11 protein-coding genes are annotated in these 13,777 nt (G+C 73.4%); 2 read left to right on the forward strand and 9 right to left on the reverse strand.

Translation table 11 applies throughout. The features are described from left to right. Positions 1-17: 17 nt before the first annotated feature. Positions 18-734, reverse strand: a complete 717-nt coding sequence (locus HUT16_RS00565) for a GntR family transcriptional regulator (RefSeq protein WP_176184361.1) — start codon at positions 732-734, stop codon at positions 18-20. Positions 735-1,014: 280 nt separating this feature from the next. On the opposite strand from HUT16_RS00565, the gene HUT16_RS00570 reads away from it, so the two are divergent. Beyond that, positions 1,015-3,849, forward strand: coding sequence for a glycoside hydrolase N-terminal domain-containing protein (locus tag HUT16_RS00570; protein WP_176184363.1), 2,835 nt, complete (start codon positions 1,015-1,017; stop codon positions 3,847-3,849). A gap of 48 nt (positions 3,850-3,897) precedes the next feature. Here HUT16_RS00570 and HUT16_RS00575 read toward each other — a convergent pair whose 3' ends face one another. From HUT16_RS00575 to HUT16_RS00595, 5 genes are all read right to left on the reverse strand, one after another. Then, positions 3,898-5,733 carry a glycoside hydrolase family 27 protein gene (locus HUT16_RS00575; protein WP_176184365.1) on the reverse strand — a complete coding sequence of 612 codons (1,836 nt, stop codon included), beginning with the start codon at positions 5,731-5,733 and terminating at the stop codon, positions 3,898-3,900. Positions 5,734-5,889: 156 nt separating this feature from the next. Next, positions 5,890-7,173, reverse strand: coding sequence for a Gfo/Idh/MocA family protein (locus HUT16_RS00580; RefSeq protein ID WP_176184367.1), 1,284 nt, complete (start codon positions 7,171-7,173; stop codon positions 5,890-5,892). 142 nt (positions 7,174-7,315) lie between these two features. Beyond that, positions 7,316-8,134: a carbohydrate ABC transporter permease gene (locus HUT16_RS00585; protein ID WP_254897566.1), complete on the reverse strand. Its 819-nt coding sequence runs from the start codon at positions 8,132-8,134 to the stop codon at positions 7,316-7,318. Beyond that, positions 8,131-9,099, reverse strand: coding sequence for a carbohydrate ABC transporter permease (locus HUT16_RS00590; RefSeq protein ID WP_176184369.1), 969 nt, complete (start codon positions 9,097-9,099; stop codon positions 8,131-8,133). The genes HUT16_RS00585 and HUT16_RS00590 overlap by 4 nt, the downstream gene beginning before the upstream one ends. Further along, positions 9,096-10,448 (reverse strand): ABC transporter substrate-binding protein, encoded by a 1,353-nt coding sequence (locus HUT16_RS00595; RefSeq protein WP_176184371.1) that lies wholly within the window; start codon positions 10,446-10,448, stop codon positions 9,096-9,098. Before HUT16_RS00595 ends, HUT16_RS00590 begins: the two co-directional genes overlap by 4 nt. Positions 10,449-10,640: 192 nt before the next feature. Between HUT16_RS00595 and HUT16_RS00600 the strand changes: the two genes are divergently transcribed. Next, the gene (locus tag HUT16_RS00600) at positions 10,641-11,852 is read left to right on the forward strand and encodes an ROK family transcriptional regulator (protein WP_176184373.1); all 1,212 of its coding nucleotides are present in this window, start codon (positions 10,641-10,643) and stop codon (positions 11,850-11,852) included. 136 nt (positions 11,853-11,988) lie between these two features. Here the strand turns inward: HUT16_RS00600 and HUT16_RS00605 are convergent, their stop codons facing one another. The 3 genes from HUT16_RS00605 to HUT16_RS00615 all read right to left on the reverse strand — a co-directional run bounded on the left by HUT16_RS00605 (position 11,989) and on the right by HUT16_RS00615 (position 13,766). Further along, positions 11,989-12,495, reverse strand: a complete 507-nt coding sequence (locus HUT16_RS00605; RefSeq protein ID WP_176192407.1) for an amidohydrolase family protein — start codon at positions 12,493-12,495, stop codon at positions 11,989-11,991. A gap of 297 nt (positions 12,496-12,792) precedes the next feature. After that, positions 12,793-13,482 (reverse strand): polysaccharide deacetylase family protein, encoded by a 690-nt coding sequence (locus HUT16_RS00610; protein ID WP_176184375.1) that lies wholly within the window; start codon positions 13,480-13,482, stop codon positions 12,793-12,795. Next, on the reverse strand, positions 13,479-13,766 hold the full coding sequence (locus tag HUT16_RS00615; protein ID WP_176184377.1) for a hypothetical protein: 288 nt from the start codon (positions 13,764-13,766) through the stop codon (positions 13,479-13,481). Before HUT16_RS00615 ends, HUT16_RS00610 begins: the two co-directional genes overlap by 4 nt. Between the last annotated feature and the right edge of the window lie 11 nt (positions 13,767-13,777).

Below are 13,777 nucleotides of genomic sequence, written 5' to 3' on the forward strand. Positions count from 1 at the left end.
AGCTGCGGGCGGGCCGGTCAGCGCGCCTCGAACCGGCTGAGCTGGCGCTCCAGGCTGCGGGCGAGGTGGTCCTTCATCGCCTCGGCGGCCCGCTCGCCGTTGCGGCGCAGGATCGCGCGCACCACCCGTTCGTGCTCGGCCAGGGTCGGGTCGTCCTCGAAGGGGAGGCTGCTGAGCCGGAAGACGTGCAGGTGGGCGTGGAGCCGCTCGACCGCGTCCAGGAGCAGCGGCCGGGCGGCGGCGACCGCGACCGCGTCGTGGAACCGCTGGTCCAGCGCGGCGAAACCGCGGTAGGCCGCGTACGGCCCGGCGGGGCCGGGGTGGGCCTCCATCTCCTCCTGGATGGCCTCGATGGCGTCGAGCTGGGGCTCGTCGGCGTTCACCGCCGCCAGGGCCGCGGCGCGCGGCTCCAGGAGGAGCCGCATCTCGAACAGCTCCTCCACGCCCTGCCGGGTGAGCAGTTCGGTCGCCCGGTACCCGGAGAGCGAGCGCTTGACCACCAGGCCGTCGGACTCCAGCCGGGCCAGCGCCTCCCGGACCGGGGTCGGCGAGACGTCGAGCCGTCGGGAGAGCGCCTCGATACCGACCCGGGCGCCCGGGGCGATCTCGTGGTCCATGATCAGGGCCTTGACGTCCTCGTAGACGCTGTCCGCCAACGGCTGGCGGACCGGTGCCGGATCCGGGCTGCCCGCCCCGGCCCGGTCGTCGTGGACGAGCGGGTCATGCGCCGGCATCCGGGTCTCCTCAGGTCACTGCTCGTTCGGCCACCGGAAGTTTAGCGAGGCGCGGGCCAGCGCCCCCGGTGCTGCGGCCCGACCGCGCCACCCCTTGAAATCCCATAGGAAAAATGCCCAGCTCTGCGCCTCCGGACGGGAGATTACCCCGCATCTCCGACAACAACCCACCTTTTCCCTATAGGAAATGCTGTCCGATCCCTTGACGGGCCGCGTGGATGCCGGTGCACTGCTGTCCTGCCGCCGAGTCCGACGGTCCAGTCGAAGGAGCCGCACCCCCATGTCCCGTCCTTCCCCCACCCCGCCCCCCGCCGACGCGAACGGGCTGTCGCGCCGCGGACTGCTGCGCGCGTCCGCCGCCGCGGGCGCCCTGTTCGCCCTCGCCTCACTGCCGGAGTTCGCCCCGGCCGCCGCCGCCGTGACCCGGCCCGGCACCCTGTCGCTCGTCCCGGAGGCCGACGCGGTCACCCTCCGGTACCCGGGCCCCGGCACGGAGGGCAGGATCATCGAGGAGGGCCTGCCGATCGGCAACGGCCGACTCGGCGCCCTGGTCACCGGCGACCCGTCCCACGACGTGCTGATCCTCTCCGACGCGACGCTGTGGACCGGCCACGCCAACGCCGCCCTCCAGTCGGACGGGCAGTTCCCCTACGCGGAATCCAGCTTCGGCAGCTTCGGGATGCTGGCGAAGGCGTACCTCGACCTGCCCGCCCACACCGCGTCCGCGATCAGCGGCTACCGCCGCACCCTCGACCTGAGCAACGGCCTGGTGACCGCCACCTACCAGCTCGGCGGGACGACCTACCGGCGCGAGGTGTTCTCCAGCCACCCCGACGACGTGATCGTGGTGCGCCTGACCCAGAGCGGCGGCGGCAGCTACACCGGCTCGCTGACGCTGGCCGGGACGCGCGGCGAGAGCGTGACCTCGAACCCGGGCACCGCCGAGGCCTCGTTCGCGGCGGCGCTGCCCAACGCCCTGGCGTACGCCGCCCTGGTCAGGGCGGCCGGCACCGGCGGCACCGTCTCCGCGACCGGCACGAAGGTGACGTTCAGCGGGTGCACCGAGGTCGTGCTGGTGCTCTCCGGCGGCACGAACTACAAGGCGGACGCCTCCGTCCAGTACAAGGACACCGCGCTGGTGCCGCTCACCGTCGCGCGCGCCAAGGCCGCGCAGGCCGCCGCCGTCGCCGGCTCGGCGCTGCTCGCCACGCACGTGGCCGACTTCCGGTCCCTGGCCGGGCGGATGACGGTCGACCTCGGCGCCTCCAGCGCCGCCCAGCGAGCGCTGGACACCCCGGCCCGGCTCGCCGCACGGGCCGCCGCCGGCTCTGCCCCCGACCCCGAACTCGAAGCCGCCTACCTGCAGTTCGGCCGCTACCTGACGATCACCGGCTCCCGGGGCAGCCTCCCGACCAACCTCCAGGGCCTGTGGGTCGACAGCAACCAGCCCCCGTGGTTCAGCGACTACCACACCGACATCAACCTGCAGATGAACTACTGGCTGCCCGACCGGGTCGGCCTGCCCGAGTGCTTCGACGCGTTCACCGACTACTGCCTCGCCCAGCTGCCCGGCTGGCAGGCGACGACCGCGAACCTGTTCCAGGACTCCCGCAACCGCTTCCGCAACACCTCCGGCCGGGTCGCCGGCTGGACGCTGGGCATCAGCGCCAACATCTGGGGCGGCGACGGCTGGTGGTGGCACCCCGCGGGCAACGCCTGGATCTGCAACTCGCTCTACGAGCACTACGAGTACACCCTGGACGACGCCCACCTGGCGCGGATCTACCCGCTGCTCAAGGGCGCCTGCGAGTTCTGGGAGTCCCGGCTGGTCACGACGACCGTGGCGGGCCGCGAGGTGCTGGTCGACGACCACGACTGGTCGCCCGAGCACGGCCCCGAGGACGCCCTCGGCATCACGTACGCCCAGGAACTGGTCTGGGAGCTGTTCGGCCACTACGGCACCGCCGCCGCCAAGCTCGGCCGGGACGCCGCCTACGCCGCCACCGTCGCCGGGCTGCGCGCCAAGCTCTACCTGCCCCAGGTCAGCGCCACCAGCGGCTGGCTGGAGGAGTGGATGAGCGACGGCAATCTGGGCGAGACCGCCCACCGCCACCTGTCCCCGCTGGTGGGCCTCTTCCCCGGCGACCGGATCAACCTCCAGGACTCCCCCGACACGCTGGTCCGGGGCGCCACCAAGCTGCTGGAGGCCCGGGGCCTGGCCAGCTACGGCTGGGCCAGCGCCTGGCGGGCCCTGTGCTGGGCCCGGCTGAAGCACGCCGACAAGGCGTACGACCTGGTGACCTCGGTGCTGAAGCCGACCGGCACCGCCGCCGCCGGCACGGCGATCAACCTGTTCGACATGTACCGCTACGGGAGCGGCTACATCTTCCAGATCGACGGCAACTTCGGCACCCCGGCCGCGATGGTCGAGATGCTGGTGCAGTCCCGGCCCGGGCGGGTCGAGCTGCTGCCCGCGCTGCCCAAGGCGTGGGCGGCGAGCGGCTCGGTCACCGGGCTGGGCCTGCGCGGCGGGCTCAGCCTCGACCTGCGCTGGCAGTCCGGCCAGGTCACCGGCGCCACCGTGCGGGGCGCGGCCGGCCGGACGACCACGCTCGCCTACGGCGACTGGAGCCAGCAGGTGACCGTCCCCGCCTCCGGGTCGGTGACGGTCGCGCCGCCCGCGCAGCACACCGTCTTCCAGCTGGTCAACCGCAAGTCCGGCCGGGCGCTCGACGTGCAGGGCGGCTCGACCGCCGCGGGCGCCCCGGTCATCCAGTACACGCCGAGCTCCGCGGCGAACCAGCAGTTCCTGTTCACCCCGGTCGGCGGCGGCGTGTACGAGATCTGCACCACGCACACCGCCCCCGCCCTGGCGCTGGGCATCAGCGGCGGCGGGTCGGCCGACGGCGCGAAGCTGATCCAGTGGCAGTCGCTGCACGACACGAACATGCAGTGGAAGCTCACCGACACCGGCGACGGCTACGTCGTGGTCACCTGCCTGCGCAGCGGCAAGGTGCTGGGCGTCACCGGCGACTCGACGGCCAACGGCGCGACGATCGAGCAGCAGACCGCCAACGGCGGCACCGGCCAGCAGTGGCGGCGCATCGGCAGGTGAGCCCGTTCCCGTGCTCCGGCCCGAACCGGAGCACGGGAACGGCCCGCCCTACGAGGTGGGCAGGTTCCAGAGCTGGTTGGCGGCCGCGGTGCACGGCCAGATGTCCAGTCGGGTGCCGCTGGTGCTGGTCGCGCCCGCGACGTCCAGGCAGAGGCCGGACTTGGTGTTCTTCAGGGTGCGGTCGCCCTGGTAGGTCCAGGACTGGGCGGGGGTGCCGTTGCAGGTGTAGAGCTGGACGCTGGTACCGGCCGCGGTGGCGCCGCCCCGGACGTCCATGCACTTGCCGTAGGCGCGGACGGTGCCGTCACCGGGGACGGTCCAGGTCTGGTTGGCGCCGCCGTTGCAGCCCCACAGGTCGAGGTCGGTGCCGTCGGTGGAGACGGCTCCCTTGACGTCGGCGCACTTGCCGGCCAGGCCGGTGATCGGGCCGCTGGGCGCGACCGGGCCGTCGGGGGTGAGCTTGAGCAGCCGGGAGCCGTAGGCGGGCAGGGTGGCGCTGAAGCTTCCGGTGCCGGCGCCGAGGTCGGTGTGGGTCCACATGTCGTGGACGCCGGCCGACTGGGCGGTCCGCAGGCCGAGGTCGGCCCAGTCGGCGGTCACGGTGGCGGAGCTGGAGCCGAGGTTGAACAGCGCGACGGTGTAGCTGCCGTCCTTGTTCCTGACGTACCAGGTCTGCTGGTTGGTGGCCTGGCTGACCGGCTTGGCGGGCAGGCCCTGCTGGTTCTGGGCGATGACCTCCGGGTTGGTGAGCAGCGACAGGCCGAGGGAGTCGAGCTTGGTGAGGTCGTCGCCGGTGTACATCGGGGAGTTGACGATGGACCACAGGGTGGTGGCGGTCCGGCGCTGGTCGTCGGTCAGGCCGTCCATCGCGCCGTTGCCGACGTCGAGCGAGTCCAGGTCGGGGAAGAAGCCGGGCTTGGTGTAGGGCGCCCAGCCCGGGGCGCTGGTGAAGCGGGAGACCACGTGGTTCCAGTCGACGAGCGTGCTGCAGTAGCACTCGACGTCGCCCTGGGTGCGGACGCCGGTGGCGTTCTGCTGCCAGTAGGGGGCCTCGTCCTTGCGCATCGCCCAGGACAGTTCCAGGTGGCCCTGCCAGCCGAGGGCGTCGAACGCCTTGCGCCAGCCGGCGACCTCGTAGTAGCTGCTCCTGGTCAGGTCGGCGACCGTGCCCGAGGTGCCCGAGGGGGTGACGCCGTCGAGCTTGAGGTAGTCGATGCCGTAGCCGGTGAGCTTCTGGGCGACCGAGTAGATGTACTCGTAGCCGCAGGGGTTGCCGGCGGACATGTCGAGGGCGTAGGCGTTGTTCCAGCCGCTGGGCAGCACGACGGGGGCGCCGGAGGAGTCCTTGAGGACGGCGTTGCGGGTGGTGCAGCCGTGGGTGGTGCCGTAGACGGGGGCGTTGAGGTCGTACGCCTCCTTCGCCATGCCGGCGTAGTCGTAGACGCCCAGCTTGAGGCCGAGGGCGTGGACCTTGTTCACCACCGTGGCCATCGGGTCGGGGAAGCGGGTGGTGTCCTGCTCCAGCCGACCGTAGGCGTCGAAGTGCGGGTTGCGGTCGATGTCGGCGTACCAGGCCGCGTCGATGTTGACGAACTTGTAGCCGGCGGCCGCCATGCCGGTGGAGACCAGGGCGTTGGCCTGCTGGAGGATGTGGTCCTCGTTGAGCCAGCTGGACCAGCTGTGCGGGTTGACGCCCGGGTAGGTGGTGGCCTGCAGGCTCCAGCTGCTCCAGCCCAGGTACGGGGTGGGGGCGATGGTGGCGGGCGAGAACACGACCGGCGCGGCGGCCGGGGCGGCGGTGGCCGGGACGGCGGCGCCGAGGCCGGCGGCCGCGGTGGCCGTGGCCACCAGGCCGGTGAGCAGGCGTCTTGCGGTAGTCCTCATCGTCGAGTCCTTTCGGGTGGGGGCAGGTCCCGTCCGGCGGCGGTCGGTGCCGTCCGGGGTGCGGCGGGGGTGCCGCGGTCCGCTGCCGCCACCGGCGGTGTGGACGCCGGCGGCGGGTGGGGGCGGAGTTCGGTGGGCCGGCTCGGCGGGCTCGGCTCAGCGGGCCGGCGCGGCCGGGGCGCCGACCGGGAAGCGGCTGCCGATCGGCTCGACGGTGTGCCGGTGCCGGGCGCGTTCGGCGGCCCAGGCGACCAGGTGGCTCTCCAGGCTGGTGCGCGGGTCGGACAGGATCCGGGCCCGGTCGCCGGTGGCGAGGGCGTCCAGGAACGCGTCGACCAGCCGCTCGTCGCCGCCGCCGTGCCCGGTGCCCGCGTCGGCGCCCTCCAGGCCCACGGTCAGCAGTTCCTTGGCGCCGGTGCGGAAGTCGGTGAGGGTGACCTGCACGCCGTCGCCCTCCAACTGCCCGTGGGTGCCGAAGATCCGGGTCTTGCGCTGGGCGTACTCGGTGAACGCGGTCATCGTGAAGGAGGCGGTGGCGCCGCCCTCGTACTCCAGGTTGACCACCTGGTGGTCCACCACGTCGTTGTCGCAGGCGTACACGCACCGGCCGTAGGGGCTGGTGCGCAGCGCCTCGACCACGCCCTCCTCGGTGCGGGCGGGGGTGACGACCGACAGCGGCCAGCGCTCGCGGTCCGGGTCGCCCAGGCAGCCGACGTACAGGCGCTTGGCGGAGTAGGGGCAGGACGCCTCGATCGGGCAGTCCGGGCAGCGGTCGGCGGCGCCCTCGGGGCGCTGCTCGGCGCGGAAGTGCTTCAGGCCGCCGAAGGAGGACACCCGCCGCACCGGCCGGCCGACGATGTAGGAGAGCCAGTCCAGGTCGTGGGAGGACTTGGCGAGCAGCATCGGGGTGGCGTCGGCCTCGCGGCGCCAGTTGCCGCGCACGTAGGAGTGCGCCTGGTGCCACCAGCCGACGGGTTCCAGGTGCTCGACGCTGACGACCTCGCCGAGGCGGCCGGAGTCGACGATCCGCTTGAGGGCCTGGGTGTAGGGGGTGTAGCGCAGGACGTGGCAGACGGCGAGCATGACGTCGGCCCGCTCGACGGCGTCGATGATGCGCAGGACGTCGTCCTCGCTGGTCGCCATCGGCTTCTCCAGCAGGATGTGGTAGCCGAGCCCGGCGAACGCGACGGCCGGGTCGACGTGGGCCGCGTCCTGGGTGGTGATCACCACGGCGTCGGCGAGCTTCGGCCGCTCCGTCAGCGGCCGCCAGTCGGGCAGGATCTCCGCGTCCGGGTGGGCGGCGCGGGCCTGGGCGGCGCGTTCCGGGTCGGGTTCGCAGACCGCGACCACCACGGCGCGGCCGGTGCGGGCGGCGTAACCGGCGTAGGTGCTGCCTCGGTTGCCCGCTCCGACCAGCAGCAGGCGAATGGGAGGGGTCATGGCGACGGGTCCTTGGGTCAGGGGGCGCGGGAGGGCGTGCTGCGCCCCGGGGCGGCGCGGAACGGTGCGGCGCGGCGCGGGCCGGAGGGGATGGCGCGGCGCGGCGCGGGCCGGGGGTGGTGCGGAGTGACGCGGGCCGGGGTCAGCCCTTGACGGCTCCGGAGACCATGCCGGCGACGAAGTTGCGCTGGAAGAGCAGGTAGACGAGCACCACGGGGCCGATCACGATCAGGGTGGCGGCGGCCAGCATCGGCACGTCGGTGGTGTGGGCGCCGACGAAGAAGGCCAGGCCGGCGGGGGCGGTGCGGTTCTCCGGGGTCTGGATGAGGATCAACGTCAGCAGGAATTGGTTCCAGGCCCACAGGAAGTACAGCAGCCCCAGGGTGGTCAGGGCCGGGCGCACGCAGGGGACGAGGACCTTCCACAGCACCTTCCAGCTGGAGGCGCCGTCCAGGGCGGCCGCCTCCAGCAGTTCCTTGGGCAGGGCGGTGAACTGCTGGCGCATCCAGAACGCGCCGAACGGCATGTAGAGGCCGACCAGGGCGAGGATCAGCGAGACCGGGGTGTCGGTCAGGCCCAGCGAGCGCAGGTCGTAGTAGAGCGGGACGACCGCGGCCTCGTAGGGCAGGGTCAGGCCCAGCAGCAGCAGGCCGAAGATGACCTCCCGGCCCCGGAAGCGCATGGTGGCGAAGGCGTAGCCGGCCAGCGTCGCGCAGAACAGGGCGAGCGGGACGACGCCGAGGCCGACCATGGCGCTGTTGGCCAGCAGGCGGCCGAACCCGGCGGTGGACCAGGCCCGGCCGAAGGCGGCCAGGGTGGGGTGCTCGGGCAGGGACAGGCCGGACAGCGGGGTGCCGGGCGGGTTGAGCGCGGCCAGCAGGAGCGCGGCGAACGGGATCAGGACGCCGGCGCAGAAGACCGCCAGCAGTGCGCGGCCGGTCAGGCGGTCGGTGCGGCTCATGCGCGCTCCCGGGTGAGGCGGCCGATGGCCAGGACCACCAGCGAGATCAGCAGGCTGAGGACGACGGCCAGGGCGCAGGCGGTGCCCACCTCGCCGCCGGTGAAGGCGAGTCGGTAGATGAGCAGGCCGGGCACGGTGGTGGTGTCACCGGGGCCGCCGCCGGTGGTCACGTAGACGACGTCGAAGCTGGCCAGGGCCGAGATGACGGTGACGGTGACCGCGACGCCGATCTCCGCCCGCAGGCCGGGCAGGGTGACCGAGAGGAACTCCCGGACGGGCCCGGCGCCGTCGATCCGGGCGGCCTCGTAGAGGCTGGTGTCGATCTTCTGGATGCCGGCCTGGAAGAGCACCAGGCACAGGCCCAGCATCACCCAGCTGCCGACCAGGCCGACCGCGACGTAGGCCCAGGTGAAGTCGCCGAGCCAGGCCCTGGCCCAGGAGTGCAGGCCGATCGCGTCCAGCAGTTGGTTGACGGTGCCGTCCTGGGCGTACATCCAGCGCCAGATGACGCCGACGGCGACCAGCGGGACGATCTGCGGCAGGAACAGCACGGTGCGGGAGACGGCGAAGTTTCGCCCCTGCCGGGCCCGGCCGATGACGGCCGCCAGCACCAGGCCGGCGGCGATCGGCAGCACGGTGTAGAAGCCGATGAAGCCCAGCGCGTGCCACAGCGAGGCGGTCAGCTTCGGGTCGGTGAGCACCTGCCGGTAGTTGTCCAGCCCGGTCCAGACCCCGGCGGTGACGCCGTCCCAGCGGTAGAAGGACAGCTCCAGGGTGTGCAGCCACGGCGCGATGACGAACGCCGTGTACAGCAGCAGGGCGGGCAGCAGGTAGAGGTAGGCGACCGGCTGGCGGCGGGGACCCCGCCGCCGGCCGGTGCGGGCGGCGGGTACCGCCCCGACCCGCTGCGTGCGGGCTGGGGCCGGGGCGGCGGTCCGGGGTGCCGGCTGGTGCGCGGCGGTCACTTGTGGCCCTTCTCCCAGTCGTCCTGCAGCGCCTTGAGGTAGTCGGCGGGCGAGGTCTTGCCGGCGACGAGCTGCTGGCCCTGGGAGGTCAGCGTGTCGTTCATGGTCGGGGTGCTGTTGTTGAAGTACGGCACCAGGCCGTCGCTCTTGGCGACCGCGGCCCAGGCGGCCGCGTAGTCCTTGAGGATGCTGTTGTCGGGGGTCTTGACGGTCTCGGCCTGGGCGACGGGCATGTAGCCGCTGCCGAACTCGATGGCCGCGGCCTCGGGGGTGGTCATGAAGTCGAGGAACGCGGCGGCCAGGTCCGGGTGCTTGGCCTTGCTGGGGATGGCGTAGGCGAGGGAGGTACCGACGCCGGTCGACGGCGCGTCGGCGCTCTCGCCGGGCAGGGTGAAGAAGCCGGCCTTGCCGGGCAGTGCCTTGTCGACGGCGGTCGCGTCCCAGTTGCCGTCGAACATGAACAGGCCCTCGCCCTTGGTGAAGGCGCTCATCGCCGCGGCCCCGTCGGTGCCGTTGGCGCCGCTGGGCAGGTAGCCCTGCTCGGCCCAGTCGGCCACCTGCTGGGCGGCGCGGGTGGCGGAGACGTTCTCGATGGTGCTGCCGGGGTTGCCGAACGCCCACTCGGTGCTCTTGCCCGGCCCCTGGAAGGTGTTGGTCAGGGCCTGGAAGAGGTAGGACGACTGGCCCTGCATGTTGGGCATCTGGATCGGCAGCACGCCCGCGGTCTTCGCCTTGGCCAGGTCCTGCTCGAACTCGCCGAGGGTCTTGGGCGGTTCGATGCCCAGCTTCGCCGCGATGTCCTTGTTGTAGTACACCCCGACCAGGGAGAAGCCGGCCGGCGCGGCCCAGAGCTTGCCCACGCCCAGCGTCTTGCCCTGGCCGTCGGCGCGCCACTGGCCCAGCTCGCTGGCCGAGACGGTCTTGTCCCAGCCGTAGGCGTCGACGTACGGGTCGAGGTTGCGGATCAGGCCGGCCTTGGCGGTGTTGCCGAGCTTGTTGAGCAGCGCCAGGTCGGGCGCGCTGTCCGAGCCGAGGGTGAGGTCCAGGCTGGTGTCGTAGCTGTCGACGCCGGTGAAGCGGAAGTCCACCGTGACGTTCGGGTGCTTCTTCTCGAACGCCGCGCTCAGCGCCTTGGTGGTCTCGGAGGTGTCCGAGCTGAGCACCGACAGGGTGACCTTGTCGGTGGGGATCGCGGTGGAGACGGCCGTGGTGTCGGCCGAGGAGTTCGCCGCGGTGCTGCCGGGGGTGCCGCAGGCGCTGACCAGGCCCGCCACGAGCAGGGCGGCACAGGCGGCCGGGGCCGGGCGGCGGGGGCCTCTGCGGCCGGGGGTGGGGGTGGACGACGGCATGGCCGGCTCCTCGGTGGGGGTGCGACCCTTATTGAAGGGTTCTTGCTTAAGGGGTTGGCAGGATCGTAGGAAGCCGTGAAGTGCGACGTCAACAGTTCAGCAGGGTTCTTTCGTAACTATCCTGCATATGTGCTCGGGGGTGTCCTATGATGGCCCGGGCCGCGCTGGGGCGGCCGGTGGAAGGGAGAGGCAGTGAGAGGTCAAGCACTCGTCGGCGGCGATCCCGCCGTGCTGCGGCGGCTCAATCTGGAGGCCGTCCTGCACGCCCTGCGCGGCCGGGAGCCGATGACCACCAGCCAGATCAGCAAGGCGTCCTCGCTCTCCCGGCAGACCGTCGACCAGGTCCTCGACGACCTGGCCCGGCTGGGCTGGGTCGAGGAGGTCGCCCCCGGGAAGAGCATCGGGCGGCCCGCCCGGCGCCACCGCTTCCGGGCCGATGCCGGGCACGTGCTCGGCGTCGACGTCGGCGCCCACTCCGTGCTGCTGGTCCTGGCCGACCTCGACGGCCGGCTGATCGAGACCCGGCGGGCCGCCCTGGACGCCGCACCGGCCGGGGAGGGGCGGTTGGCCGCCGTCCGGGGCGCCGCGGCCGACCTGCTCGCCGACCACCCCGCCACCCGGCTCCGCGCCCTGTGCGTCGGCGTGCCGGGCATCGTCGACGGCAGCGGGCGGGTGCGGCTGTCCACTCCCCTGCCGGAGTGGAACGGACTGCACCTCGCCGAGGAGGCGTCCGGCTGGTTCGGCTGCCCCGCCTTCGCCGAGAACGACGCCAACCTCGCCGCCCTCGCCGAGCACTGGCGCGGCGCCGCCCAGGGCACCGACGACTTCATCCAGCTGCTCACCGGCCACCGCACCGGCGCCGCCCTCGTCCTGGGCGGCCGGCTGCACCGCGGTCGGACCGGTGCGGCCGGCGAGATCGCCGGACTGGCCATCCTGGGCTGGGACGGCAGCGACCTCGCCGACCTGCGCGGCGAGGCCGACACCGCGCAGGTCTTCGCGGCCGCCGCCGAGGGCGACCCGGCCGCCGTCGCGCGGGTCGACCGCTTCGCCCGCACCTACGCCCAGGGGACCGCGGCGATGGTGCTGACCGTCAACCCGGACCTCGTGGTCATCAGCGGCGGCATCTCCGTCGCGGGCGAGATCCTGGCCGGGCCCATGCGCCACCACCTGGGCCGGCTCTGCCTCGACGCGCCCGAGGTGCGCGCCTCCCGACTCGGCCCCGAGACGGTCGCCCTCGGAGCGGTCCGGCTCGCCCTCGACCACGTCGACCGCCACCTCTTCGACTTCCGCAGCGCGCCCGAGCCCCAGCCCGCCGAGCCCGCCGGAGCGCCCCCCGCCCCGGCCGACGAACGCCCGCTGAACCAGGACGTCTTCGAACTGCGCCGCACCACCGCCACCACCTGACCGGGGCCGCCCCCGGACGGCCCCGGCTTTCCGCGGCGAACTCCGCCCACCGCACCGGAGTTCGGGTCAGCGCGAGGGAAAACCCTTTCATCCGACCGGACACGTCGGCTGATCACACCCCGGCGGTGACGACCGATCACGCGGGGAAACGCGCCTCCGGAAACCCGGGGCGCGGGAGCGGCGACGGCCGGGGACGGGCCGGGCGGGCCGTCAGCCGGCCCAGCGGTCGGTGCGCGTTGCGGGTGGTGAGGGCGCGCCAGGTGTCGGCGGCCGTGGGCGGGGGCGCGGTGTCGATGCTGCGGATCTGCGCCGCCGCGGCCGGGGCGGGCGTCCAGCAGGAGTCGCTGCCGTACAGGACCGGGTCCGGGCCGAACGCGGCGAGCAGGGCCGGGACCTGGTGCGGGAAGGGGGTGCCGGCGGTGTCGAACCAGCGGGTGCGCAGCTGTTCCTGGACGGTGGGGGTGCCCGGGTCCGGGGTGGTTCCGGCCGGGGCGGTGCGGAACGGCTCCATCCGGTCGGCGAGCAGCGGCAGCGCGCCGCCGCCGTGGGTGAAGACCCACCGGATGCCGGGGTGGCGGAGCAGGACGCCGCCCAGGACGAGGTCGCCGGCGGCGCGCGCGGAGCCGAAGAGGGACTCCCGCAGCGGACGGGGCCGACCGAGCCAGGCCGAGTCGGGGCCCGGCCAGGACCAGCGCGAGGGCCGGGACGAACGCCGAGCGGTACAGCGCCTCGCCCCGGTGCTCGGTCGGGCGGACGCCCTGCGCGGTCGGCCGGAACAGTCCGGCCCCGGTCAGGGCGTCGATGTTCTCCTCGACGACCCGGCGGTCCTCCTCCGTCCGGGCGGCGTCGGCCCGCGGCGGGGGAACGAGGGCCGCCGCGCGCCCGGCCGGGGGCGGGGCCGCGGTGCCGTCCGCCGCCGCCCCGCCGCGGGCGGCCCGGCTCAGCCCAGGTGCTGGACCATGGTGTTGCTGAACAGGTAGCGGTAGCCCGCGTCGCGCAGCGCCGCGTCGTGGTCCGGGCTGTGCTGCCGGGAGGTGCCGCGCAGGAAGGCGAAGCAGCCCGCGGACTGGCCGGTGACGGCGTCCATCTTCCGCTTGGGGGCGAAGATCTCCCGCTCGAAGTCCTCGGGGGTGCGGATGTTGGCGGTCTCCTCGTGGCTGGCGGTGTGCGGCGTCACGACGTGCCGTTCGCTCAGCTCGGCGACCTGGTCCCAGGTCATCGCGAGGCGCTCGCCCCGGACGTCCTCCGGGACGAGGTCGATCTCGTGCGCCTCGGCGAAGTCGTACTGCTCGGCCACCGGCACGTCCAGGAAGCCCGTCGCGATGAAGAACCACGCGGTCAGGCCGGCCTTCTCGGCCAGCGGGGCGGCCACCTCGGCGTTGTTGCGGTAGCCCTCGTAGAAGACCGGGATCAGGCCGGGCCGGTCCTTGTGCCAGCGGCCGGTGGTGCGGAAGCGGTCGAGGTCGTCCAGGCTGACGGCGGAGTACCGCCGGGCGTAGGCGGCGAGTTCCGCCTCCAGTTGCTCGCCGTCCGCGGCGGGGGTGTTGTGGTAGTTGACGACGCGCAGGAAGCGGCCTTCGGCGAAGGCCCGCTCCTCCTCGGCGAAGCTGATGTCGCTGGCGGTGTTCACGGGGTGTCCTGGGGTTCGAAGTGGGCGATGGCCATGACCTGGAGGACGTCGATGAGGGCGGCCTGGTCGTCGTCGGCGCAGCCGGGCGACAGCGCCTCGCGGTAGTGCGCGATCAGCGGCGCGAGGGCGGCGCCCTCGGCGCGGGCGCGTTCGTCGGCGGCGGGGCCGTCCCCGTCGAACCGGAAGGCGAGGAACATCGGGATGCCCTCGCGCTCCAGGACACGCTCGTTGCAGGCGTCGAGGACGGCGCGGGCGTCGGGGACGGGGGAAGGTCGGGGGGTCATGGTGGCCTCCG

Origin of the sequence: Kitasatospora sp. NA04385, from assembly GCF_013364235.1 — a bacterium.
GTDB lineage: Bacteria > Actinomycetota > Actinomycetes > Streptomycetales > Streptomycetaceae > Kitasatospora.

Coding starts and splice junctions, on each gene's coding strand:
- HUT16_RS00565 (WP_176184361.1), bottom strand. CDS start 734: ATGCCGGCGCATGACCCGCTCGTCCACGACGACCGGGCCGGGGCGGGC.
- HUT16_RS00570 (WP_176184363.1), top strand. CDS start 1,015: ATGTCCCGTCCTTCCCCCACCCCGCCCCCCGCCGACGCGAACGGGCTG.
- HUT16_RS00575 (WP_176184365.1), bottom strand. CDS start 5,733: ATGAGGACTACCGCAAGACGCCTGCTCACCGGCCTGGTGGCCACGGCC.
- HUT16_RS00580 (WP_176184367.1), bottom strand. CDS start 7,173: ATGACCCCTCCCATTCGCCTGCTGCTGGTCGGAGCGGGCAACCGAGGC.
- HUT16_RS00585 (WP_254897566.1), bottom strand. CDS start 8,134: ATGAGCCGCACCGACCGCCTGACCGGCCGCGCACTGCTGGCGGTCTTC.
- HUT16_RS00595 (WP_176184371.1), bottom strand. CDS start 10,448: ATGCCGTCGTCCACCCCCACCCCCGGCCGCAGAGGCCCCCGCCGCCCG.
- HUT16_RS00615 (WP_176184377.1), bottom strand. CDS start 13,766: ATGACCCCCCGACCTTCCCCCGTCCCCGACGCCCGCGCCGTCCTCGAC.